Annotated in this window: 22 protein-coding genes; 8 read left to right on the forward strand and 14 right to left on the reverse strand. The window is 44.4% G+C overall.

Annotated features, from left to right (window positions below; genetic code table 11):
* Positions 1-69 precede the first annotated feature (69 nt).
* The gene (locus R7127_RS11405; protein ID WP_005377791.1) at positions 70-456 is read right to left on the reverse strand and encodes a DUF6559 family protein; all 387 of its coding nucleotides are present in this window, start codon (positions 454-456) and stop codon (positions 70-72) included.
* 340 nt (positions 457-796) lie between these two features.
* Here R7127_RS11405 and metA point away from each other — a divergent pair, with 340 nt between their 5' ends.
* The 7 genes from metA to R7127_RS11440 all read left to right on the forward strand — a co-directional run bounded on the left by metA (position 797) and on the right by R7127_RS11440 (position 10,908).
* Positions 797-1,738 carry a homoserine O-acetyltransferase MetA gene (gene metA, locus R7127_RS11410; RefSeq protein WP_005377792.1) on the forward strand — a complete coding sequence of 314 codons (942 nt, stop codon included), beginning with the start codon at positions 797-799 and terminating at the stop codon, positions 1,736-1,738.
* 179 nt (positions 1,739-1,917) lie between these two features.
* A complete protein-coding gene (gene pilW / locus R7127_RS11415) occupies positions 1,918-2,643 on the forward strand; it encodes a type IV pilus biogenesis/stability protein PilW (protein ID WP_033905207.1) in 726 nt (241 codons plus the stop codon).
* A 267-nt stretch (positions 2,644-2,910) separates the two neighbouring features.
* Complete coding sequence (locus tag R7127_RS11420) at positions 2,911-3,840, forward strand: phosphate/phosphite/phosphonate ABC transporter substrate-binding protein (RefSeq protein ID WP_172563295.1); 930 nt, start codon at positions 2,911-2,913, stop codon at positions 3,838-3,840.
* On the forward strand, positions 3,840-5,996 hold the full coding sequence (locus R7127_RS11425) for a GGDEF domain-containing phosphodiesterase (RefSeq protein ID WP_172563296.1): 2,157 nt from the start codon (positions 3,840-3,842) through the stop codon (positions 5,994-5,996). The genes R7127_RS11420 and R7127_RS11425 overlap by 1 nt, the downstream gene beginning before the upstream one ends.
* 156 nt (positions 5,997-6,152) lie before the next feature.
* Positions 6,153-9,329, forward strand: coding sequence for a response regulator (locus R7127_RS11430; protein ID WP_318141921.1), 3,177 nt, complete (start codon positions 6,153-6,155; stop codon positions 9,327-9,329).
* Positions 9,330-9,338: 9 nt separating this feature from the next.
* The gene (locus tag R7127_RS11435; RefSeq protein WP_017633987.1) at positions 9,339-9,815 is read left to right on the forward strand and encodes a hypothetical protein; all 477 of its coding nucleotides are present in this window, start codon (positions 9,339-9,341) and stop codon (positions 9,813-9,815) included.
* Between the two features lies 1 nt (position 9,816).
* Positions 9,817-10,908, forward strand: coding sequence for a hypothetical protein (locus R7127_RS11440; RefSeq protein ID WP_064376929.1), 1,092 nt, complete (start codon positions 9,817-9,819; stop codon positions 10,906-10,908).
* Between the two features lie 146 nt (positions 10,909-11,054).
* On the opposite strand, the gene R7127_RS11445 is transcribed toward R7127_RS11440, so the two are convergent.
* The 4 genes from R7127_RS11445 to R7127_RS11460 form a co-directional block, all read right to left on the reverse strand.
* A complete protein-coding gene (locus R7127_RS11445) occupies positions 11,055-11,366 on the reverse strand; it encodes a hypothetical protein (protein ID WP_005377799.1) in 312 nt (103 codons plus the stop codon).
* A 202-nt stretch (positions 11,367-11,568) separates the two neighbouring features.
* The gene (locus tag R7127_RS11450; RefSeq protein WP_005377800.1) at positions 11,569-12,003 is read right to left on the reverse strand and encodes a DUF962 domain-containing protein; all 435 of its coding nucleotides are present in this window, start codon (positions 12,001-12,003) and stop codon (positions 11,569-11,571) included.
* A gap of 119 nt (positions 12,004-12,122) precedes the next feature.
* On the reverse strand, positions 12,123-12,476 hold the full coding sequence (locus R7127_RS11455; protein WP_005377801.1) for an MmcQ/YjbR family DNA-binding protein: 354 nt from the start codon (positions 12,474-12,476) through the stop codon (positions 12,123-12,125).
* A gap of 23 nt (positions 12,477-12,499) precedes the next feature.
* Entirely contained in the window at positions 12,500-12,982 is a 483-nt protein-coding gene (locus R7127_RS11460; protein ID WP_064376928.1) for a MarR family winged helix-turn-helix transcriptional regulator, read from the reverse strand.
* Between the two features lie 110 nt (positions 12,983-13,092).
* On the opposite strand from R7127_RS11460, the gene R7127_RS11465 reads away from it, so the two are divergent.
* Positions 13,093-13,980, forward strand: a complete 888-nt coding sequence (locus R7127_RS11465) for a DMT family transporter (RefSeq protein ID WP_064376927.1) — start codon at positions 13,093-13,095, stop codon at positions 13,978-13,980.
* A 132-nt stretch (positions 13,981-14,112) separates the two neighbouring features.
* Here the strand turns inward: R7127_RS11465 and R7127_RS11470 are convergent, their stop codons facing one another.
* From R7127_RS11470 to R7127_RS11510, 9 genes are all read right to left on the reverse strand, one after another.
* Positions 14,113-15,609 (reverse strand): EAL domain-containing protein, encoded by a 1,497-nt coding sequence (locus tag R7127_RS11470; protein WP_033905201.1) that lies wholly within the window; start codon positions 15,607-15,609, stop codon positions 14,113-14,115.
* 345 nt (positions 15,610-15,954) lie between these two features.
* Positions 15,955-17,226 carry a 4-aminobutyrate--2-oxoglutarate transaminase gene (gene gabT / locus R7127_RS11475; protein ID WP_033905199.1) on the reverse strand — a complete coding sequence of 424 codons (1,272 nt, stop codon included), beginning with the start codon at positions 17,224-17,226 and terminating at the stop codon, positions 15,955-15,957.
* 14 nt (positions 17,227-17,240) lie between these two features.
* On the reverse strand, positions 17,241-18,668 hold the full coding sequence (locus R7127_RS11480; RefSeq protein WP_033905198.1) for an NAD-dependent succinate-semialdehyde dehydrogenase: 1,428 nt from the start codon (positions 18,666-18,668) through the stop codon (positions 17,241-17,243).
* Between the two features lie 54 nt (positions 18,669-18,722).
* Positions 18,723-19,805 carry an agmatine deiminase gene (aguA, locus tag R7127_RS11485; protein ID WP_064376926.1) on the reverse strand — a complete coding sequence of 361 codons (1,083 nt, stop codon included), beginning with the start codon at positions 19,803-19,805 and terminating at the stop codon, positions 18,723-18,725.
* A gap of 12 nt (positions 19,806-19,817) precedes the next feature.
* The gene (aguB, locus tag R7127_RS11490) at positions 19,818-20,684 is read right to left on the reverse strand and encodes an N-carbamoylputrescine amidase (protein WP_064376925.1); all 867 of its coding nucleotides are present in this window, start codon (positions 20,682-20,684) and stop codon (positions 19,818-19,820) included.
* A 17-nt stretch (positions 20,685-20,701) separates the two neighbouring features.
* A complete protein-coding gene (locus R7127_RS11495) occupies positions 20,702-21,979 on the reverse strand; it encodes an NAD(P)/FAD-dependent oxidoreductase (protein ID WP_025766732.1) in 1,278 nt (425 codons plus the stop codon).
* 37 nt (positions 21,980-22,016) lie between these two features.
* Entirely contained in the window at positions 22,017-23,501 is a 1,485-nt protein-coding gene (locus R7127_RS11500) for an aldehyde dehydrogenase (protein WP_318148403.1), read from the reverse strand.
* 35 nt (positions 23,502-23,536) lie between these two features.
* Positions 23,537-24,094 carry an HTH-type transcriptional regulator PuuR gene (gene puuR / locus R7127_RS11505; protein ID WP_054730171.1) on the reverse strand — a complete coding sequence of 186 codons (558 nt, stop codon included), beginning with the start codon at positions 24,092-24,094 and terminating at the stop codon, positions 23,537-23,539.
* Positions 24,095-24,112: 18 nt separating this feature from the next.
* Positions 24,113-24,859 carry a gamma-glutamyl-gamma-aminobutyrate hydrolase family protein gene (locus R7127_RS11510; RefSeq protein ID WP_318148404.1) on the reverse strand — a complete coding sequence of 249 codons (747 nt, stop codon included), beginning with the start codon at positions 24,857-24,859 and terminating at the stop codon, positions 24,113-24,115.
* Positions 24,860-25,032: the final 173 nt, after the last annotated feature.

The raw sequence follows: 25,032 nt of genomic DNA on the forward strand, positions 1-25,032 counted from the left end.
AACATGTCCGGATAATTAGGCCGCGCATTATACCCAACTCATCTCACGATGGAATACCACTAACGATGTTTACACACCATCACTTTCGCTTACTTTTTGATGACCAGGTGAAAGGCTGACGTTTTGGTGCTGACGAGAAATTTCAAAGTAGATATGCATATCAATCGGCTCAGGTGTATTGAGTAGCATCTTACCTACTTCACGTTGGAAATGACCATAATTACCTAGCTCATCCGTTAGTTCTAGGAGCTCGTAAGAGGCTTCATCGGCAAACATTCCATACGCATACTGATAATGACTGATATCCTTGCTCTTATCATAACCCAGCTTTTGAAGAGCTTGATCAATCTCTTCCGGCGTATAAATGTCTTTATCACCAAACGAATGCAGTAGCACGCAAGGAACTTCTTGAGCTATGCTCTGAATCTTTGTCTTTCTCTTGAAAATACCGAACATAATGTCCTCCACTGACGATGTTTCCAAATATGCACATTAATGCAAAATGGTGAGCTGATTGTTTTTAGTATGGCTCATTAATTTGAGACTTCCTTACTACGAAGTCACCTTCACATATTAACGTGATCGCATAATTACCAGCAAATAGTACACACTGCGTTTCAAACCTATCTCATCAGAAACTCTGCTTTAGTCACAATTGTGTGACAACCCCGAGTACGGTTTACCATAATGTAAAGAGTAGATTGAAAAGTCGGATTTCGTATCGACATCTAAACTTAATTAAGTTAGCTTTAGAAGTATAGACGTCTAGATTGACTATACTTAGGGAGAGAAAGTCGTGCCAATTAGAATTCCAGATCAATTACCAGCTACCGATGTATTAAGGACAGAAAACATCTTCGTGATGAGTGAAACGCGTGCAGCGAGTCAGGAAATACGTCCTTTAAGAGTGCTGATCCTTAATCTGATGCCAAAAAAAATAGAGACTGAAACTCAGTTTCTGCGTCTACTCTCAAACAGCCCACTACAGGTTAACGTCGAATTACTGCGCATTGATAACCGCCCGAGTAAAAATACGCCAACTGAACATTTAGACACGTTTTATCGCCAATTTGAAATGGTGAGAGATAAAAACTTCGATGGCATGATCATTACTGGAGCTCCATTAGGTTTGGTGCAATTTGAAGATGTCATTTATTGGGATCATCTCAAAACCATCATGGAGTGGGCAAAAGATCATGTGACATCCACTCTTTATGTTTGCTGGGCTGCGCAAGCAGGACTAAAGCTACTCTACGATCTACCTAAAAAAACGCGTAAAGAAAAACTTTCAGGCGTGTATCATCACCAAATCCATCATCAATTTCACCCTATCTTACGTGGATTTGATGACACGTTTTTGGCTCCTCACTCGCGTTACGCAGATTTTTCGCCTCACTTTCTAGAAGAGCATACTGACTTAGACATTTTAGCGACATCGGATGTCGCAGGTGTGTACTTGGCCACCACAAAAGACAAACGCAATGTCTTTGTCACAGGACACCCTGAGTATGATTCTCACACCTTACATAATGAATATATCCGAGATTTAAGCGAAGGTATGGAGCCCGCTATTCCTGTCAACTATTACCCAAACAACAACCCAGATAACCCACCAATTGCAAGCTGGAGAAGCCATGGACACCTCCTCTTTTTAAACTGGCTGAACTACTGTGTTTATCAGCAAACACCGTACGACCTCGATCACTTCAGTGAAGATGCTTTCACTAAAGACGATTAGCTTCAAAATAAGCAAACAAAGCACTCATCATTACCGAAATGTAATATGTGAACCAAGCCGCCATATGGCGGCTTTTTCATAACAGTTTGCAAACCTGATCGCATAGTGTTTTTTCCTCAATAGGCTTTTGCTAAGTAATTCATATCATGCAGAAAGATTCAGGGATGTAGGGATAAAGAATGAAAACAGCAAAGCTCGGTGCACTAATATTATTGTCTCAGTTTGCACTCGTGGGTTGCGTGACGGTGAAAGAAGATGGAAGCCCTGTCGTTAAAGCCGATCCTGTGGCAATGGCAGAATCACGTATCGCACTTGGCTTAGGTTATTTAGACGGCGGTAACATGATTCGCGCGCATGATAACTTACAACAAGCCTTAAACCACGCACCTCAATACTATCGCGCGCAATTATCTATGGCTCACTACTACGAAACGGTTGGTGAAGATATTAAAGCCGAACAGATGTATAAACGCTCTCTACGCCAACACACTAAAAACGGAAATGTGCTCAATAACTACGGTACTTTTCTTTGCAAGCGAGGTGCCTTCGAAAAAGCCGATCAGATGTTTAATCGAGCCATTGAGCAGCCTTATTACTACCTTATTCCAGCGAGCTATGAGAATGCAGCTTTTTGTGCTCTAAAATCACAAGATAAAGACAAAGCGAGATACTACTTTACTAGAGCTATCGATCATGATCCCCATAGACCAAAATCGATTTTGCAACTCGCTAAAATAGAAATTGATAGCGGTGATTATACTGAAGCTAGAATTCGATTAATGAGATTCAATCAAATGTATGGCGTGAAGAAGCCCTCTTTGCAACTCATGATTCAACTTGAACGTGCAGCAGGCAATGAAGCTCTCGAGAAAAAGTATCAAAAACAATTGGAAAAATTTTCTTAGTACAAAATAGCGATACATAAGGCGCATTAGCTCACAGCCAATACAGCGCTTGACCAAGAATCCAGTGAATTCAGACTCACGGTGATACATTCATCCTGTACATAAACGTCAAATTCGGTACTATTTGAACGGAATAAGTGACCAAGTCACATTATAAAAAGTGCGCACACAACGAAATTTGTACATCATACTGTTTTTAAGATTGATTTCGGCACATTGATAAATACTAAATATTACTGACATGCACCAGAAGGAAGTTGAAGCCGGATGAAACCTGCCTGCACTCTGTTATTACTCACTTTGCTGAGTTCACCTTTTGTCGTCAGTGCACAAGATAATATTGAGAAAACATTCACGTTTGGCATTGTGTCGAATAAAGCCCAAAGCAAAATCAAAAAAGCGACGCCCCTTACCCAGTATGTAACTGAAAATATGGCTGAATATGGTTACGCAAAAGGGGCGGTAAAGGTATTTAAAAATTATCGTCAGCTCGCGGTTGCGCTTGAAAATGGCACCGTTCAAATTGCAACGGCGACCCCCTTTAATGCGATGACCTTAGAAAAGGAGTCTAATAGCCAAGTCCTCGCTATACGATGGAAAAAAGGCCTGCAAAAATATCATACGGTGTTCTTTACTAATAAAGAGAGTGGCATTGAGTCATTTTCTGACCTGCGCGGAAAAACGCTTGTTTTCGAAAAGCGCACGTCTACCAGCAGCTATTACCTACCTGCGATTACATTGCTGAATCACGGAGAAAAACTGCAATACCTTCCCTCTCCTGATGACAAACCGGCCAAAGACAGCATTGGTTATTTATTCCTTGATGAGCAACTCGCTCAGTCAAATGAAATCAACCTATCTGTATGGGTATATAAACAGAGAGTTGCAGCAGGAGCATTCAGTAACTTCAACTGGAACAATCCCAAAGATTTGCCAGAGAACATGAAAGACAAACTAGCGATTTTTTCTCGTTCTGTTGAAATACCCAGGGATTTAATTCTCGCTTCTCCAAGCATGAGCCTAGAGCAACAGCGTAAAATCACGTCCATACTGCTTGATATGGATACAACTCACGAAGGCTCTCTCGCACTTAAAAAGTTTCAGAACACCAAAAAATTCAGCGCGCTTACTCCAGAAATGCAAGCCTCCTTAAGTACAGTGCGCAAGTCAGTTCACTTGTTACCGAAGGTGGATTGATGTTTCAAAAGCTCTCACTCGAAACCAAATACATTTGCTCGACAATGTTCGTTGTCTTGTTTGTTGTGGTGATAAATCTTGCGTTATACATGCACGGTTACGATGCGTATTCAAATAGCTTAACTCAACAGATCACGAACAACTCTCAAGAAAAAACAGAATCTTACGTTAAGCAAAAAGGGTTGGTTTATGCAGAGCTATTATCAAAACAGCTTTTTGATCCACTCTATACAGACAATATCAGTCAAGCGTATGAGCAAATTAAGGCAACATTGAGCCAGCCAGATGTCTCGAAAATACATGTTGTTGACAATGAAGGGCTAATCTTTCACGACGGCACTACTCAGCTAAGGATGTTTGCCCAACCTCATTACCGCTCTCCTTTTATTTTGAAAGCAATAGAAGAATCTAGAACTCTCGTTTCCTTTTCCAAGCATCAGTTGGAGATCGCAGCGCCGATTCAGCAATCAAACATTACTCTTGGGGCGGTGTATCTTGAGCTTAACTTGATACATCTACTGGAAGAGAAAGAACAGAACATTGAACAAGTCCAAGCGATTACCTCAAACGATAAACAGAAGATGTTTAACTTGCTGCTAACGATCAGTGGGATATCCGTTCTATTCGGTAGCATCATCGCTTATGCTTTGGGGCGGTCGTTAACTAAACCACTCAAGCAACTAAAAGATCAATTTTCAGAGTCAAATACCCAAGCGCTGCCAGTCACCGACATACAAAGCAAAGATGAAGTGGGAGAACTTATTTCGGCGTACAACAAAATGTCAAACAAAGTGAACCGATACACCAGCCGAGTTGAGTTCATGGCGTACCACGATATTCTGACTTCCCTGCCAAACCGAGAAAAGTTACTCATTGATATTCAAACGCAAATAACTGACCACAAATCCCCCTCACTCGCGGTTGTGTTTATTGACTTGGATGACTTTAAGCACATTAACGATAACTATGGACATAACATTGGGGATAAATTGCTAGGCCATCTTGCCTCAGAGCTTCAAAGCCGTTTGCCGAGTTATTTTAAGCCGCTTTACCGCCTTTCTACCATCGTAAGTCGAGTAGGTGCGGACGAATTTGTACTGGCCTTTCCGTGCTCGGACAATCATGAAGCTAGAGAAAAAGCGCACGCTATTCATCGCCAACTACTCTCTCCCTTTAGTTTGGAAGAGAACGATATTCAAATTACGGCAAGCCTCGGAATTGCTGTGTATCCAGAATTTGGTTCAAACGCTGAGTCTCTTTTACAGCTTTCCTCTCTTGCGGCGCAGGAATCTAAAAGACGCGGTAAAGACATTATGACGATATACGATTCCACGTTTGATGAAACGATTAAACAACGTTTATACATAGAACGAGAACTGCGTCGTTCAGTACGTGACTTGTCTCAATTCGAGCTGTGGTATCAACCACAATTTGATCTAAAAACCTATCGCCTAATTGGGGTCGAAGCATTGGTTAGGTGGAATCATCCCGAGAAAGGTTATATCAGTCCAGAATCGTTTATCCCGATCGCAGAACAAAGTGATTTAATATTGGAGCTTGGAGAACATATCATTGAGACGGCAGTTGCTCAGCGGGCAATGTGGGCAGAACATTTCGGTACTGATTTTCACATTGCACTAAACTTGTCCCCAAGACAAATCTATCGCCAAGATTTAAGTCAATTATTTTCTAAGTATTTACGACGACATGATGTCGCCCCTCAAACCATTCATGTTGAAGTGACAGAGTCACTTTTTATTGATGATACAGAGAAAGCTCAATATGTGCTTAAAAAACTACAAAGTATCGGAGTGGAAGTTTGGCTAGATGACTTTGGTACGGGGTATTCAGCCCTTGCCTACCTACAACATATGGCTTTTGACGGGCTCAAGATTGATCGTTCATTTATCGCTCAAATCCGAAAAAGCGATCAAGACGATTCATTAGTTCGCGCGATTGTATCCATGGCTCATAACCTAAGAATGAAAGTAGTAGCCGAAGGCGTAGAAACTCAAACTCAGCTCACACGAATGGAGTCTCTCCACTGTGACGTCGTACAAGGTTTTTTCTTAGGTAGACCTGTACCTGCCGAGGAATTGATTGCATTTGAATACCAACGAGGGAATGGCGCTCAAAGCGTCAATCACTTTGCTTAGAACGCCGTTTTGTTAACTATTGCCGCTTAGCGCGTTAGTACTCGTAATGCAATATCGGTCACACTTCCCCCACCTCATTAATATGAATTTTCTCTTAAAATCTAACATCTGAGATAAATAAACTACACTTTTCATATCAACTTCTTGGATATGGAAATGCGCGTGGTAGGAATCTTTTCTTGGAACAACCTGTCGGTAAAACAAAAGCTATTTGGGTTGGTTTTGCTGCCAATTTTATTGTTGCTTGTCCTCGCGGGTAAACATGTACAAAGCCTTTCTATCCAGGCTCAGGAACTACAAAAAGCACAGTTATTCTCTGTCTACATCGACCGCGTATCTTCGCTTTATCACCTACCGAATAACCCTGATGTAATAGATAAGCAACTAAAAACTCAGCAGATATCTCAATTGTTACGCGACACCGCTGCACCAGTATTCGGTGAAAACGCTGAGATACTAAACCAGTTGACAAGCTTTGAGGAAGCAACCCTCTCGATGCTCTCTTCGCAAAATCAAGAAGAAAAGTTAGATGCGGCAGAGTGGCGCGCTGATACGTTCAAAGAAATCCTCATGAGCTTAGACAAAGTCTATTTTAGAAATGTGAGTTATGAAACAAACACTCACCTTTCTTCTTTGATGCAACTTGAATGGTTGATGTTTTGGTCCACTGAAGAGCATAGATTAAGCGAATATTTGATTCGATCTTCAGAGGAAAATAACGAGTATGACCTCGCAACACAGGCTTCTATCCAATCTTTAATCCAGAACCAACAACTATTTCTAGAGCGTTTTGTGACGCTAAATGCCAATCAACAACAAGTAGATCTGCTCATTGAGACGTTTACGGGTGAAGTCTTTATCAAAAGCCAAGAGTTTCGTGCTTATTTATTGCAACCAGCTCAACTCAAATCATTAACCCCGGATGAGATTGATGCGGGGTTATCTGCACTCAACAAACGCTTATCGTTATTACAAAGTGTTGACGACAAAATGGAACAACAGCTGAGTGATGATATATCAAAGACAATCAACACGACGACACAGCACCGCTTTACCTTTATCGCAATGATGAGCCTTTTAACGCTGTTGGTCGTAAGTTTAACGCTAAGATTGGTGCGAAAAGTTACTGGAAACTTGAATCTAGTCCTCAAATTTCTCAGTAACGAAAGCAATGAACAAAGTAACACTGAAAATTCACCTCTTGCTCAACTAATAAAGGGTAAAGACGAGCTGAGTAAGTTTGCTCGAGAGGTAAAAAAGCTTAGTGATGAGCGGATGTTGTCCAGACTAAAGCTCACACAAGCTAAAGAAGATGCAGAACAAGCAAAAGATGATGCAATTAAGGCGAGTAAAGCCAAAAGTAGCTTTTTGGCCAACATGTCCCACGAGATCCGCACGCCGCTAAATGGCGTTATTGGTATCTCTGAAGTCTTATCCGATACTTCCCTGACTGCCACACAACGCGATTACGTCGACACGATTGAAACCTCCTCCCAACTGCTTTTGAGTTTAATTAATGACGTTCTAGACTTCTCAAAAATTGAATCTGGGATGCTGCTCATTAGCCCACATTCAACTTGTGTTCGAGAGTCTATCTATGACATTGCTTCTATCATTTCACCGAAAGCAAAGGAAAAAGGCATCGATGTGCAAGTCAACATTAGCCGTAACACGCCTTACCACGTAATGTTGGATGACCATCGTATACGCCAAGTTGTCATGAACTTCATGTCTAACGCGGTAAAATTTACCGAACAAGGCAGTGTAGAGCTATCGGTCATCACCCGCGAAATTAAAAATGGTGAAGCGGTCATCGAGTTTTCCGTTAAAGATTCTGGGATTGGTATTGATGCCCAGCAGCAAAAGAAAATATTTGCTCCATTTGCCCAAGAGGATAACTCTACTACCCGACAATTTGGGGGAACTGGACTTGGGCTTGCCATTAGCACGCAATTAGTTGAGCTAATGGGTGGAGAAATTCAACTTGAATCCGAGAAAGGTAAAGGCAGTCGCTTCTTCTTTGAACTAACTGCTCCTGTTGTGACGCAAGAGTTTAACGCTTATCACGCTCTGAATCACAACGACATATGGATTGTATGCAGCAGTACTCAACTAGAACAAAAACTGCGTAACGAGTTAAGTTTTTTCAACATCAATATAACGCAGTCAGTAGATACCTTAAGTGCGTTGCCAACGTGGATTGATAACGAGCGCGTTATCGTTATTCATGTAGAAGCATCACCAAATGCAGCGGCGATGCATATCGATGAGATAGAAAGCCTTTGTAAACGAAACATTCGTGTCTGCCTCATCAAGCACCTTCATAGCCCACAATTCGACTTTAGAAGCAGTATCAGCGCCTTGGTCACTCAGCCACTACTAGGGCAGCGCTTAATTAAAGCACTTGAAAGTTGTGCGGCAAATTTCTCGCACGCACAACAAGAGAGCACTTCAGCGCAACATGTTAAATCTCTGCCGAAAATTTTGGTCGTTGATGACAATACGGTCAATCAAAAAATCGCGGGGCTACACGTCACAAAAGCTGGCTTCGACTTTGATGTCGCTGTAAACGGACAAGAAGCGGTTGAGAAATTTCAACAGAATCAATACAGCCTAATTTTAATGGACTGCATGATGCCCGTAATGGATGGATTTGAAGCCACCCAAATAATTCGTCAAATAGAAGTAAAAGAAAAACGCGCTTTCAGAATTCCGATTATTGCTCTAACGGCAAGTGTGGTCGATGACGATATACAAAAATGCTTTGACGTTGGAATGGATGACTATGTGCCCAAACCGTTTAAAGCAGGGTTGCTTAAAGAGAAGTTAGATAAGGCAATTGGGTTACGTGTTTCCAACACGACGCCTGCTGAACCACACCAAGAGAACACCACCCCCGATAAAACTCATGAACTACCTGCAAGTTCTGAGCAACCAGAAGCAACGGTAACGCCTATTCGCTCCGAACGCATCTTGCTTGTCGAAGATAATAGAGTGAACCAGAAAGTGGCTTCTCTATTGCTATCTAAAGCAGGCTATCAATTCGAAGTCGCAGAAAACGGACAAATTGCAGTCGAAATGTTCCAAAAAGATGGAAAGTTTGATGTTATTTTGATGGATTGCATGATGCCCATAATGGATGGGTTTGAAGCTTCTAGGCAAATTAGAGCTTATGAAGCGAGTAAAGGATTAGCTAAGACGCCCATTATCGCATTAACAGCAAGCGTCGTTGATGATGATATTCAACGCTGCTTTGATTCAGGAATGGATGCCTACGTACCAAAGCCTGTGCGCAAAGAAAAACTGTTGTATCAAATTGAACAAGCAATGTAGGTGGATTCTATGAGTAGAAATCATTCTCGCGTTGCTTTTCCTTTGCGTTACATAAAACGCTATCTGTTCATTCTGATTGCCCTTCTTTCATTAAATTGCCAAGCTCTCGCTGCAGAGAGCTACGCCGTTTTCTCATTTAATGACGAATTCTCTCCGCTCACTGTCAATAAAGCGCGAAAGTTGTACAGAGGGAAGACGCAACTTTTACAAGGCCAGCGAATTGAACTCTCTGACTGGCCTGCGACATCAACAGAAAGAGCTGAGTTCTATCGTTATCTTCTCAACAAAAATTTAGCGCAAATGAACGCGCATTGGGCAAGCTTGTCTTTTTCAGGTAAAGCTAGACCGCCAAAAGTGATTGCACGCTCCAGCATTGATGACCTCATAGCATGGATGCAAGAGAAGCCGAATAGAATTGGTTATGCCCCAACATCGAGCGTCCCTAGTAATGCTCATGTTTTATGTGTGGTTAGCTCGGAGAATTGATATGAAAAAATATTTAACCATGTTATCGCTGAGTATCGCGACCTTTCCGAGCTCAGCCACGATTGAACTAACAGAACAACTTTCTTTAAGTGGTTTTGGCTCTACTTCGTGGGCAAAATCCGATAACCCAACTACGTTACTAGTTAACCGCTTTATTGGCGATGAATCTTGTTTCGATTGCGATACCACTTTCGGCATGCAGCTCGATTATTTTCACAAGGCATTTCGGGCATCCGCACAAGTCGTAAAGCGCCCGCAAGACCATTGGAGCTCGCCTCAGCTCGAGTGGGCGTATTTGGCTTATACCTATAAAAACATAGAAATACGAGGAGGACGCTTAAGACTGCCACTGTTTTTGATGTCTGAGTACAACTATGTCGGCCACGCTTTTACCCAAGCCCGCCCACCGAATGAGGTGTATGACAGCATTCTAGGTATCACGGCTTATAACGGCCTATCTGCACGCTGGATTCATGACCTCAATGAGCAAGTCGTACTTACCGCCATGCCGTTTGTCGGGTTTAAAGACAATAGTGACGTAACCATCAATGAACGTACTGAATTGGAAATTGAGTCAAACAACACTGCAGGGATGAACTTAACGCTAAGCGGAGAGAGCTATCGTTGGAATTTTTCCTACCTCCACGGCGATTATGATCAAACAACGACGCTCTCTAACATTGAGCAGTCCACTCCCGGTGGCGGAACCACAATCATTGACCGTCTAGTTGAAACAGAAAAAAACAACACGATCGATCTGTTTTCTCTAGGGTTAAGATACGAGCTCGATAACATTGTGATTATGGCAGAAGGACAGACCAGCAATCTTTCCTCATCTTGGTACGCGACAACAAGTTATAATGTAAACAAGCTGACTCCTTATATTGTTTACGGTCAGCAGTTTAATAGTCGGGATAAAAAAAGTGGAGACAGTTTCTTACTCGGGTTGAGATACGACCTAGATTACAACGTTTCCCTGAACGCAGAATGGCAAAGGTTCAACGCCTACAATAATAGCTCTGGCGCGTTTTCATCAGCCCCAAAGGATGACAGTGCGAGCCTTTATACGCTAATGCTCAACTTCGTTTTTTAATGTTTCTTACAGTACCAATTTCCACAACACTGAGGGCTGTTGTATTAAGAAGGCTTTTTGCAACACGTAACTAAACGCTAAACGACTGGAAGGGATAGAATCGATCAGATAGGTAAGTGGCAATCCAAACAGAGACAAAGGTTACTCTATTTCGGTTTGTTTTGATTGCCTTTTAACCGCTTTTCTTTGCGTCGCAGTGCCCGGAAAAACTTTGACTCTTCGTGGTACCAACCAAGGACACTAATTGGGAAGCCCACGAGCATCATAATAAAAACATCCGCAGGGAGTTGTTCCCAAATGTCGCTTAAAGAATGCAGCTCTCCAAAAATGAACAAACCGATGACTTTACCAAGCAGTAATGCACAACAAATCATAAAGAAGGACTTTAATATATAGTGCCATTTGCCTTTTTTACGCTCTTCTCTCCAATAGGCATATTTATATTGTCGGTCGTACATTCATCCCCCTAAAGTAAACTTGCCGTAAGTTTAAGTATCTCGATAGCGTAAAGTGCGTTGGCACCTCTTTAATCATAGTGCGTATCTAAAGTGAATGCTTGTCGTGGCAATAAGAAGGATAGGTATTCTGTAGTAAGAGCTACATAATCTCTGAACGTTATATGTCTTGTGTCATTCGGATGATGCCTGATTTTGCTTATCGCTAGTGTTTTCTGAACACCCAAATTGGGCCGATGAGTAGAAACTGTAAATCCTCAAAAAACGACGGTTTTTTACCTTCAATCTTGTGACCGATAAATTGCAATATCCACAATACGCCAAACAAGAGCATAGAAATATGCAGAACGGGCAACATCAATACCTCTAGCGACCAAATAAGGCCAATGCACGCTAATGTGTAGCCGATCATCATCATGAATACACTCAGAGACAAACGAAAATAGAAAACCCAAGTGGGGATCACCGCTACCCAAACCCAATTAAGTTCGAAGCCTAATAATGAAATCTGGGGAATCGACCAAATAAGTCCAACCACAGAAAGGTAAATACCTGGAACTGCGATTGTGTGAATCTTTTGGTTGATAGGGTTTTGGTGACTCTCCCCGTATTCTTTTAGCCATTCAGATAATGCTCGCATATCATTCCCCTTTTCCACCTTCTTATTCTTATATAGCCCGAGGATGAAAAAGGTGCGAATTTTTCCGTAAAGGCTACGAGCAACGAGCGACAAAACAACAGAGGCCAGTGCGTTGCCGATTACTCACCAAGCAACGCTCGTTGTGCTTTCGGCAGCTTGGCAACGACAAGAGCATAAGAGCGTTCACACAAGTCTTGAATCAACCCATCCTCGACATCACCGTTAAAATAAACCGTTATCCAATGACGCTTATTTAAGTGATAACCCGGGATAATGTCCGTAAACTGCGACGTTAAGACTTCTCCATCTTCTGGTTTTACTTTTACGCTGACATACTCCCGACCGTTTCTCTCTGCAATGATGGCAAACATCTTGCCTTTGATTTTGTAAACAACCGCTTCAGGCCCAAATGGGAAATCGCTTTCTGCACACATGAAGGTACTTAAGTATTGTTCTAGTTCTTTGCTTTTCATATCCCCTACCTCCTTCTGCGTTCTCACTCAAATTGTGGCAATAGCAATTTTAACGCCTGGTTAACCTGCTCTTTTTCATTGCCTTCTAAACCATGTAATAACGATTGCTGAACGTCTACATGCTCCAAAATTAGCTTGTCAATTAAGGTTAAGCCTTGCCCTGTTAGTTCAACGGTGACGCTACGTCGGTCTTCTTTACTATGGGTTCTGGTAATAAACCCTTTCTTCTCTAGTTTATCTAAGCGATTAGTCATCGCACCCGAAGTGAGCATCATCGACTCTATTAACGCTGAGGGAGTAAGACAATATGGTGAACCAGCTCGACGCAGTGTCGCTAACACATCAAATTCACCCATTTTCAGGTCGTACTTCTTATGTAGCTCGGCGACCCTAGATTCCATGTATTTTGCAATTCGCATTAGTCGACCCATTATTGCCATCGGTTCAGTGTCGAGGTCTGGCTTCTCCCTAGCCCACTGCTCTACCACTCTATCAATTGCATCCATTATTTCTCTCCAAACATCATATATTTTTTATTTTAACATAAAGATACTTTACAAAAAGCCACCTTGCCGATATCGTTACATTTAATTATCTCTACATAAAGATATTTAACATGAACATTTTACTTGCGATGATTCCTGCTTTTTTTTGGGGGACGACTTACGCTGTTACTCAGTTTACTCTACCGGATTGGCCTCCCGTTTTACTTGGCGCTCTAAGGGCACTGCCTGCGGGTCTTTTGTTGCTGGCAATAAAGCCGTCGTTTCCGAAAAGAAGTGAGTGGAAGGTGCTGCTTGTTTTAGGAACCATCAACATCGCTTGCTTCTTTGGTCTCATTTTTGTCATGGCGTTGACGCTTCCTTCTGCCATCTCTGGTGTTGGTATGGTTTCGGTCCCCGTTTTTGCGATGCTGTTTGGTTGGGCGGTCTACAAACGCCAGCCTAGTGGCATCCAAGCTATAAGCGGCGCAACTTTGATTGCTTTAGCTTGGTTCTTATTTGATCCTAGCTCTATTTCTCTCGACCCCGTGGGATTACTTGCGATGATCTCCGCCATTATGTGCATCGTGATAGGAAGTAGCGTAACAAAGTCTCTAGGTACAAAAATGCACTGGTGGACAGTGTTAACATGGCAGCTCATTTTGGGTGGCGTGATTATGTCTATCGCAACAAGTGTGCTGGCGATAAACAATCCAGAGCCATATGTTACGGTCGTTCAGGACGTATCCATGACGAATATTCTAGGGTTACTGTGGGTAATTATTCTGAACACCGCATTAGGGTATGGCATGTATGTATGGTTATTGCAGCGGATGTCGGTCGTAGATTTTACCTTTGGTGGTATTGCAAACCCAGTCGCAGGCATTGTTTCGGGCCTACTGCTATTGGGGGAAACGTTCACTCCTCTGCAATACAGCTTAATGCTAGGAATGATCGTAATGTCATTACTACCTCAGCTCATTACGTCAATCAAAACGAAAAGAGCCGCACTCTCCTCCTAAGTAACGTTAATTCCTAACACTCTAAGAGTAATGAGAGTGTTAGGAATCCTCAAGTGTGAGCCTACCAGCAGAAATCAGCGCTAACCTAGGCAACTGGCACCTTTAAAGCGGGATGTTATGACGTTATGGCTATTAAGCACTTGCAAGGTTAGTCAGGGGCTCTGGTTTAGCGTAAACATAACCTTGAATAAGGTAAATCGCATGCTGAGCCAGGTATTCGACTTGAGCCTGGCTCTCTACACCTTCTGCAATCATCTCACATTCCGCTTTGTTCGCTGCAGACACAATTGAGTCTAGCACTTTCAACTTTTGGTCGTCAGATCCTATTGGATCAATGAACATCTTATCCACTTTTACACACCGGATGCCCAAATCTTGTAGGTAAGAAAAGCCACCATATCCGGTACCAAAATCGTCAATTTTGAACTTGTAGCCTTTATTCGTTAAATACAAAATCTCTTTTTTCGCGGCCTCAGTGTCTTTTACTGGTATTCTCTCGGTCAATTCAAAATGAATTCTATTAGAGATTGGCCAATTTAACTCCGACAGCAACTTCGTTAATACACCTGACTCTAAATGGGAGGAAACAATATTGATGCTGACCCACGTATGCTCGGGTAAGTCACTTAAGTCTTGTATGATTTTACGAATAAGCTGATTCGTCATCGGGATAATCAGGCCACTTTCTTCTGCAGCACCAATAAACATATTTGGTGGCACCATTCCATCACGCCGCGACCATCGAATCAGAGCTTCATATCCTACTGTCTTACCATCGCGACTATCGACAATCGCCTGGTAGTAAGGAATAAATTCTGCATTACTAATCCCATTTTCAATTAGACCTGTAATGGATTTTCTCAAGCTTTTACCAGATATGTATGCAAAGGCAGTCACAAGACCAGCAAGCACACTTACAAGACCGCCCCACAAAAGTACTCTTTCCTGAGCATAATTTTTAAGTTTTTCACCGCTGTATATCTTGATGAGCATGTTGGCTTGAGACTCTCCTGAAAAGAAAAACTCTTTTGAGAGTGCGCTTTCTTCTCCTGCAATATTCGCTTTGCCACGGCTTATCGTTAAATCACCAAATATTGGTTCATCATACTTAAACTCTACAAATAGGCAGTCTTTGCAAGGCGTTTTTATTACCTCGTTAACCCAACTGTTATCAAGCACCCAGAAAACTTCAACGTGTTCATTATCATAAATGACCATCCACTCTATTTGGTCATTCTGTTGCGGCAAAATAAGTGATGCGAAAAAGTTCTCATCCATCTGAAATCGTTCACTACTAGATGGGCGAGACACTTCACTACCAACCGTGGAACACGTTTTTCCGCCTTCTGTGGTCATCGCAATAAAACGAATGTAACGGTTATAAAAACGTGAGTCGCGTAAAGTTCTTACATCACTATCACTACAAGTAAAATCTAACTGAGCAATCTGCTTCACTATTGCTCCGTCCAAATAGGCAGACCTTTGATTTAAATAATCTACGTAAGCATCTATTTTCGACGCTTTTACCGAGTTGACGTAAAAGTTGGTTATCGAATGAAAGGCCACTACAAATATGGCGATGGGAACTAAGCCGAGTAAAGTGGCATACCTTGTATTCTTTGTTATCAAAGTTCGTCCTGCTAATCTGTCAAGCAACCTAAGTGGGATATGAATACTATCTCATTTTTATAGTCCAAAAAGTGAGGAATGACGCTCAATAAAATGATAGGCTCAAGTGGCTTTCAGATGTCGGGATTTAGAATGTGAGCACCAAACCACATTCGAGGAGAACAAAGTAGCGAATAAGTGGAAAGTAAGAACGAGCCCAATTGTTAAGTCATCCGTAATAAAAGTGACGACTTGGAGCTTGAGCAATACTTTTTAGATAGGCAGCAGATACGCTAAAAAACAAAAAGGAAACGATTGATGCCAACCGCTTCCTTGATTTGTTATTGCTATTTAAAAGTGCGTGAATTACGCCACTTCAAGAATCACTTTTTCCAACTTATCTAGGCCTTCATTTAGCACGTCAGATTCGATGGTCAGTGGAGGTAACAGACGAATCACGTTCGCTTTTACTCCACAAGAAAGCAGGATAAGGCCGTTTTCTTGCGCTTTAGAAATCACCGCTTTGGTCATCTCTTGCAGTGGTTTGCCTGATTCTGGGTCAGTAAACTCAATCGCCATCATTGCACCCGTGGTACGGATTTCACCAATAGCAGGCACAGATTGTTGCAGTTTGGTCATACGTGCATTGACCACTTCACCGATCCCAATCGCTTTAGCACACAAATCTTCTTCTTCGATGATTTTCAGCACTTCAAGACCAGCAACACAACCAAGTGGAGAGCCCGCGTAAGTGCCACCTAAACCACCCGGCAGCGCAGAGTCCATCACATCCGCTTTCCCAACCACCGCTGAGATTGGGAAACCACCAGCAATGCCTTTCGCCATTGTCATTAGGTCTGGTTCAATGCCTAGGTACTCTGTTGCAAACATTTTACCGGTACGAGCAAAACCCGTTTGGATTTCATCGGCAATCAGCATGATACCGTGCTTATCACACAGCTGACGTAAGCCTTGTGCAAACGCTTCAGGTGCTTTGTAGAAGCCGCCCTCACCTTGTACTGGCTCGAAGATTATCGCCGCAACGCGTGAAGGTTCGATATCGCAAGCAAATAGATCGTCGATTGCTTGTAAGCTTTGCTCAACGCTGATGCCGTGGAACGCATTTGGGTACGGCGCGTGATAGATTTCATTCGGGAAAGGACCAAAGCCTGCTTTATATGGCGCAACTTTACCAGTTAACCCCATAGTCATGTTTGTGCGACCGTGAAAGCCGCCTTTAAACGCTATCACGCCGCTACGGCCTGTATGAGCGCGTGCCACTTTTACGGCATTTTCGACCGCCTCGGCGCCAGTGGTTAGAAAGATCGCTTTCTTCTTAGTCTCACCTGGTACAAGTTCTGTCAGCTTTTCAGCCAGCTCTACGAATGACGCGTATGGCGTAACCATCGCACACGTGTGTGAGAAATTGTCCAGCTGAGCTTTTACCGCTTCGCTAATGCGCTTGTGAGAATGCCCGGTGTTAGTTACCGCGATACCCGCTGCAAAGTCTATGTATTTGTTGCCTTCGATATCCCATACGTAAGCGTTTTCTGCTTTCTCTACGTAAAGTGGGTACAGTGCGCCCATGCCTTGAGCGATAACTTGGCTTCTTCTTTCGTGCAGTTGTTGATTTGTCATTGTTTTGTCCTTAATTAGTTGCCGCCAAAGCAGAGATATTTCACGTCCATATATTCATCGATACCTTGTTTTGCTCCTTCGCGTCCGATGCCGGACTGCTTAACACCGCCGAAAGGAGCGACTTCAGTAGAAATCATGCCTTCGTTAATGCCAACCATGCCGTATTCGAGCGCTTCTGCGATTTTCCAAACACGGTGGATGTTTTGGCTGTAGAAGTACGACGCAAGGCCGTAGATGGTGTCGTTCGCCATTTCGACTAGCTGTTCGTCGCTGTCAAAACGAATCACTGGTGCGACAGGACCAAAGATTTCCTCAGAGACAATCTTCATGTCGTGAGTAACGTCTTTGAGCACCACTGGCTGCATAAATAGACCATCGAGCGTTTTGAGTTCTGAAACCGGCTTCGCGCCTTGCTCGATAGCACCATCGATCAACGCTTGAATGCCTTGCTTCGCTGACTCGCTGATCACTGGACCAATGTTGACCCCCTCTTCCAATCCGTTACCAACTTTGAGCTGCTGAACCGCAGCGTCAAACTTAGCAACGAATTCGTCATACACTTTGCTGTGTACATAGAAACGGTTCGCACAAACACACGTTTGGCCTGCGTTACGGAACTTCGACACCATCGCACCCGCCACGGCTGCATCAATGTCGGCATCATCGAATACGATAAACGGCGCGTTGCCACCGAGCTCCATTGAGGTACGTTTAATGTCCGCCGCGCTTTGCTGCATCAGCACACTACCAACTTGGGTAGAGCCAGTGAAAGACAACTTACGAATCAACGGATGCGAAGTGAAAATAGCGCCTACCTGACGTGAATTTTCACCCAGAACCACTTGCAGCACATCGCGAGGGATACCCGCTTGATAGGCAAGCTCTGCGACCACAAACGCAGACAGCGGCGTAGATTCAGATGGTTTTACGACAAAGCTACAACCGGCCGCTAAAGCTGGCCCTGCTTTGCGCGTGATCATCGCAATTGGGAAGTTCCACGGTGTAATCGCACAGGCGACACCAATTGGCTGTTTGATGGTCACCAAACGCTTGTCTGCACTTGGGGCAGGAATCGTCTCACCGTAGGTACGTTTCGCTTCTTCAGCAAACCATTCGATAAAGCTCGCACCGTAAAGCACTTCACCTTGAGCTTCCGCTAGCGGCTTACCTTGCTCTAACGTCATCAAACGGCCAAGGTCGGCTTTGTTTTCTAACAGAAGTTGGAACCAACGATTGAGCATGCCAGCACGCATTTTTGCTGGCAGTGCCGCCCACTTTTTCTGCGCCACACTGGCACGTTCAATGCCATTTAAAATGTCGTTTTCGGTTGAGACTGGTGCGTACCCGAGGAGTTCTCCGGTCGCCGGATTAGTCACTGCAATGCCCTGTTGTGGATTCGCTACCATAAACGAAACAAGGCTTTGGTTTTGTATCTGTTGCATGGTCATTCCTTTTGACAACTCATCATCGCCGCTAAGCCAGCGGCGAGTTTATGTTTAAGCAGGGATCTGCTGCGTAATACAGTGAATGTTCCCTCCGCCGAGTAGAACCTCTCTCGACGGTATCGCGATGATTTGGTATTCCGGCATCGCGTTTTGCAAAATATCGATCGCCATAGCGTCGGTCTCTTCGTCCAGCATCGGCAAGAACACATGCTCGTTGACGATAAGAAAGTTCGCATAAGAGGCACTTAGGCGTTCGCCAGCTTGTCGACTCATTCCTGAACAGGCGTCGATACCATTGGCTTCGCGCTCGCTGTAATGCAACGGACCAGGTAATGGCAAACGGACAATTTCAATATCGCGTCCTTTCGCATCGTGCTGAGATTTCAGTACTTGTTCCGCTTGACGAGATAACGCGTATTGCGGATCGCTTTGGTCATCGGTCCAACTTAGTACCACTTTACCCGGTGCGATAACGTGCATCAGGTTGTCGATATGGCCGTCTGTTTCGTCATTGAATAAACCATTTGGCAACCAAATGACTTTTTCGATACCGAGGTACGCCTTTAACTGCTCTTCGATTTGCGCTTTACTCAATTGCGGATTTCGCCCCGGACTGAGTAAGCACTCTTCTGTGGTGTAAAGGGTGCCTTCACCATCGGTGTGAATCGCCCCTCCTTCAAGTACAAACGGAGCACGGTAATGATCAATACCGATGATGTCGCATACCGAGCCAGCGACAAGATCGTCCTGCTGCCAGTTATCGTAAAGCCCGTTGTATTCGCCGCCCCACGCGTTGAATTGCCAACTAATCCCACGGCGCTCGCCCGCCTGATTCACGAGCACGGTCGGTCCAATATCGCGCATCCACGCATCGTTAAATGGGATTTCCACCAAACGTACGTCTGAGTGGAGCATTTGACGCGCTCGGTCAAAGTTGTGCGAGCATACCGCCACGCACACATTGGTCACATCCGCGATTAAGTTCGCGATTCTGGCAAAGGTTTCTTGCGCGGGTAATGCGTCATCACGCCAGTTGTCTTTCCTTTCTGGCCACGCTAGCCAAACTTCACTAACCGGCTGAAACTCAGCCGGAAAATAGAAGCCATCTTGCGCTGGTGTTGTCGATAACTTCATTTTAACGCCTCTTTAAACGGCTAGTTTGCCAACGCTGGTGTAAAGGTCTGGACGACGGTCGCGGAACAAGCCCCACGCGTGACGCGCTTTCGCTGTCGTAGCGAGGTCGATTTCTGCGTAAATGATGGTTTCACCTTCACGCGGTGCTTCGGCAATTTTTGCACCAGTGTGGTCAGTGATAAAAGAAGAGCCGTAGAACGTCGTCTCGATACCATCATCGACTTCAGTGCCCACTCGGTTTGACGCAATCACTGGAACGAGGTTTGCTGCCGAGTGACCTTGCATTGTACGTTGCCAGTGGTCACGTGAATCCAGTGTCGGATCTTGAGGCTCAGAACCGATTGCAGTTGGGTAAAAAATCGCTTCCGCGCCGTGCAGAGCCAAGCTGCGTGCAAGCTCTGGAAACCATTGGTCCCAGCAAATGCCAGCACCGAACTTACCGAACTTGGTTTGCCACACTTTGAAACCGGTATCGCCAGGGCTAAAGTAGTACTTCTCGCTGTAGCCCGGACCGTCAGGAATGTGTGACTTGCGGTAGTTATCTAGTACCGTACCATCGGCATCTATCATCACTAGCGAGTTAAAAAACGTATTGCCCGCTTTTTCAAAGTAGCTGACAGGAATCACCACGCCGAGCTCTTTAGTCAACGCACTCATCTCTTTAATAAGACGACAATTCTCCGTTTCTTCTGCAAGCTCGAAATACTTTGCTTCTTGTTTTTTGCAGAAGTAAGGCGCAGCGAACAGCTCTTGCGGAAGAATCACGTTCGCACCGTTTTGTGCTGCTTCACGAATCGCCTTTTTTGCTTTGGCTAAGTTATCTTCCAGATCCCAGCTTTTCGTCAGTTGAAGGGCTGCAAATTTCACTACTTTGCTCATTGGATATTCCTTATCTCTTAAATCGCCAGTTTGTCACGTAGGTTATAGTAAGCCGCGCCCATTGCCGTAAACGGAATTTGGAAGTGGCGGCCCCCCGGGAAGGAGTAATGTTTCAGTGCAGCAAACGCGTCAAAGCGTTCTGCGTGTCCGGTCAGAGCTTCGGCCAGCAACTTACCTGCTAGGTGAGTACACGTTACACCGTGACCGCTGTAGCCTTGTAGGTAGTAAATGTTGTCTGCAAACGAGCCAAATTGCGGCATGCGTGAGTAAGTCAGCAAGAAGTTACCTGTCCAGGTGTAATCAATCTTGATGCCTTTCAATTGTGGGAAGACTTTTTCCATCTTCGGACGGATCAGTGCTTCGATGTTTTCTGGGTCACGTGCTCCGTAAACCACACCACCTCCGAACAACAAACGCTTGTCGGCGGTTAAGCGGAAGTAGTCCAGCAAGTAGTTACAGTCCTCAACGCAGTAGTCACTGGTCAGCACTTGTTTTAGCTGCTCATCACTCAAAGGCTGAGTCGCCACCACTTGTGTGCCACACGGAATCGCTTTGTTGCTGATGTTTGGTGCCAAACCACCAAGGTAGGCGTTACCTGCCAGTACCACGTACTTGCTCTTCACGCTGCCTTTCGCCGTTTTCACTACTGGGTTAATACCTTTATCAATCGACACGACCGCCGACTGCTCAAAGATTTGACCACCTAGAGACGTAAACGCAGCGGCTTCACCTAACGCGAGTTTAAGCGGATGAATATGACCACCGCGCATATCCAGTAAGCCGCCAGTGTATACTTTAGTGCCTACCGCTTGTTCTACCTCTCCTGCGTCAAGCAGAGTCAGTTGGTCGTTGCCGTAACGCTCCCAGTTCTTCTTATGTTCTTCTAGCCCTTTGAGTTGTTTACTGTTCAGTGCCGTGAACAAGCCGCCTTGCTTGTAATCACAGTTGATGTCGTATTTGTCGATCAGGCCACGGATGATATCGCCGCCTTCAAAAATCATATCGCACAGAGCTTTGGCTTGGTTTTGGTCGTAACGGCTTTCAATCACGTCAACATCTCGGCTGTAGCTGTTAACGATTTGGCCACCGTTACGACCAGTTGCTCCAAAGCCCACTTTTGCGCTTTCTAGCACAACGACTTTAAAACCTTTTTCTGCAAGGTGTAGTGCAGAAGAAAGACCAGAGAATCCCGCACCGACTACACACACATCGCACTCGATGTTGTCTTGCAATTGTGGGTATTCCGGCATGTTTGGCACAGAGTGCGCGTAGAACGAATCCGTATGCTTGTTCATAGAACTATTCCTTTATTTATCGTAATCGTCAGCAGGCTTAAGGATGGAGGCGAATCCAAGTGGTTTTGGTTTCGGTGAATTTTTCAATCGCGTGGAGAGACTTGTCTCGACCGTTTCCGCTCATTTTGAATCCACCAAATGGAACCGTCATGTCACCTTCGTTGTAGTTGTTAACCCAAACCGAGCCGGCTTGCAGCCGTTTTGCTACGCGATGAACGCGGTTGATATTGCTACTCCAGAGTGCCGCGCCTAAGCCGTACTTCGAATCGTTAGCGATCTCAATTGCTTGCGCTTCGTCTTTGAATGGAATGACACACAGCACCGGACCAAAAATTTCCTCTTGAGCGACACGCATCTTGTTGTCGACGTTGTCTAAAATGGTTGGGGAAACAAATGCGCCCTGCCCATCGACATCGCCGCCACAACGTACGTTTGCACCTTCTGATTCACCTAACGAGATGTATTCCAACACTTTTGATTTATGATCTTGGTCAATGAGCGCACCCATTGATGAACTTGGGTCCATTGGGTCTTTTGGCGTGAACGCTTTCGACGCTTGAATAACTTTTTCTATAAACTGCTCTTTGATGCTTTCGTGAACAAGCAGGCGGGTTGCCGCGACGCACACCTCACCTTGGTTGTAGAAACACCCTGCGGCGGTGTCTGCTGCTGCGCGGTCTAAATCATCACAATCTTCAAACACGATGTTCGCGTTCTTGCCGCCCGCTTCTGCAAACACACGCTTTAGGTTGCTCTCACCCGATCTGACCATCAGTTGACCTGCAATGCGCGTCGAGCCTGTGAAGGCGATGCAGTCTACGTCTTGGTGTTTCGCCAGCGCGTCGCCAGCTTCATGACCAAAACCCGTAACGACTTGGAAAACGCCTGTTGGTAATCCCGCTCGAGAAGCAAGTTGACCTAGGAATATCGCGGTGAGAGAAGATTTTTCAGGCGGTTTTAGAATCACGCTGTTACCAGCGGCTAAAGCAGGACCAAGCTTCCAGCACGCAAGCCAAAGGGGGAAGTTCCACGGTACAACCGCAGCAACCACACCAATTGGTTGATGAGAAATAAAAGCGTGTACATCTTTTTCGGTTGGGGCAACTTCGCCGTATACTTTGTCGATTGCTTCTGCGTACCAGCGTAATGCACTCGCCGCGCCAGGAATATCGGTAGAGAAGCTGTGAGAGATAGGCTTACCGGTATCAAGCGTTTCTAGCAGAGCCAATTCTTCTTGGTTTTGATCAATCAAGTCAGCAAACTGTTTAAGCACTGCTTTGCGATGAGCTGGGCTGCTCTCGCTCCACTGACCGGATTGAAATGCTTGGCGAGCGTATGAAACCGCGAGATCAACATCTTCATTTTGGCAACGGGCGATTTCGGTGAATATCTCATCTGCTGCTGGGTTAACTACCGGGATGGTTTGCCCTGTTAAAGCGGCACTGTATTCACCGTTAATGTACGCCCTGTTTTCGATGTTTAGATTGTTTTTTAGTTCAATCCATTGCTCTTGGGTTTTCATACGCTCTCCTTGTGATCACACAAGGCAAGCCCCCACTAAAATGTGGTTGGCGTATGCGCACTTATCATTCGACAAGCCTTGTCTGTGTGATTTGTAAATCGATGGGGCTTCGTCGTATCAATAATGTACGACTCGCCCGCTGTTATGACATGAGATTGCCCTTTATATTCCAGAGTGATTTCACCCTCTAATACGGTGCCAATCTCTTCGCCTTCGTGTTTGATTTCTGCCGCACCAGTGGTTCCATAAGGTGCGTATTCCTCGATCAAGAATCCGATGACTTGATCTTTGTCGCCATTCGTTACCAGTTTCATGGACACCGTCTCGCTCCCGATTTCCACAAGATCTGACGGCTTGATGACTACTTTCACTTCCTCGTTCGAAGGTTGTTCAAAAGTGAAAAACTCTGATAACGATAAAGAAAATACATTAACGATTTTTTGTAGTGAGCTGACCGACGGGCTCACTTTTCCATTTTCAATGGATGAGATTGCACTGTGGGTAATACCAGCGCGCTCGGCTAGTTCCCTTTGTGACAATCCATGTTTTTTTCGTAACTGAACAATATTTTTACCAATCTCTTGATTGTCCATTCATACAGCTCCAAACGTTTAACGAGAGGTAGCCATCATAAATTCATTGAACAAAATTTGAGAGAAATGATTGGTTTTTGCTTCCCATTCTGGGTGCCACTGCACGCCAACGAAAAATTTTTGATTAGGAAGACTAAATGCTTCTACCAAGCCATCCGGGGCTTTAGCTTCTACTTGTAATAGAGGAGCAAGATGATCGACGCCTTGGTTGTGTAGTGTGTTCACTTCAAAGAAGGTGGTATTTTCCCAATGATGTTGCACCAGCCATTGTTCAAATAAGCTCTGCTTTTGAACTAGTACAGCGTGTGCTGGCGCGTATTTTTGTTCGAAATCTTCAACAGGCGCTTCACGATGGTCATAGAAGCCGGAGTCATGAACGGCTGGGTTTAACGAGCCACCGAGTGCGACATTCATCTCTTGAAAGCCGCGGCAAATACCAAGGCACGGAATGTTTTGGTCAACCGCATGACGAATTAACGTGAATGAGAGCTCATCACGAGCTTCATCTTTGTAGCTCTCTTCGTGCGTTGCATTGTATCGATGTGGCGCAACGTTAGAGTGGCTGCCAGGAAAAAGAAAACCATCACATATGTCTAGGATGGTGGTTACGTCATCGCCCGACATGTCGGGAGCCAACATAATCGGTAGTCCTCCAAAATCCTTTATGGCGCGAAGGTAAAAGTCGTTGACCGCTTGTATCTGATAGCCACCCAACTCTTTAGCGCAGCTAACCACACCAATGATGGGTTTGTGTGTATCTGCCATGATATGTCCGTGTTCAATTTATTTAACACAAACCCTACAAACCATGTACAAAATTATCAACACAGATGACCATTATTATCGTCACAACGTGATCTGAAGCACTTTTTAGGCTTCAAAACTGAATATTTATGCTCATTATATTGAACAAAACAAAACCAACTGTTACAAAATAG

Source organism: Vibrio sp. 1159 (assembly GCF_033340395.1).
GTDB classification, from domain to species: Bacteria; Pseudomonadota; Gammaproteobacteria; order Enterobacterales; family Vibrionaceae; genus Vibrio; species Vibrio alginolyticus.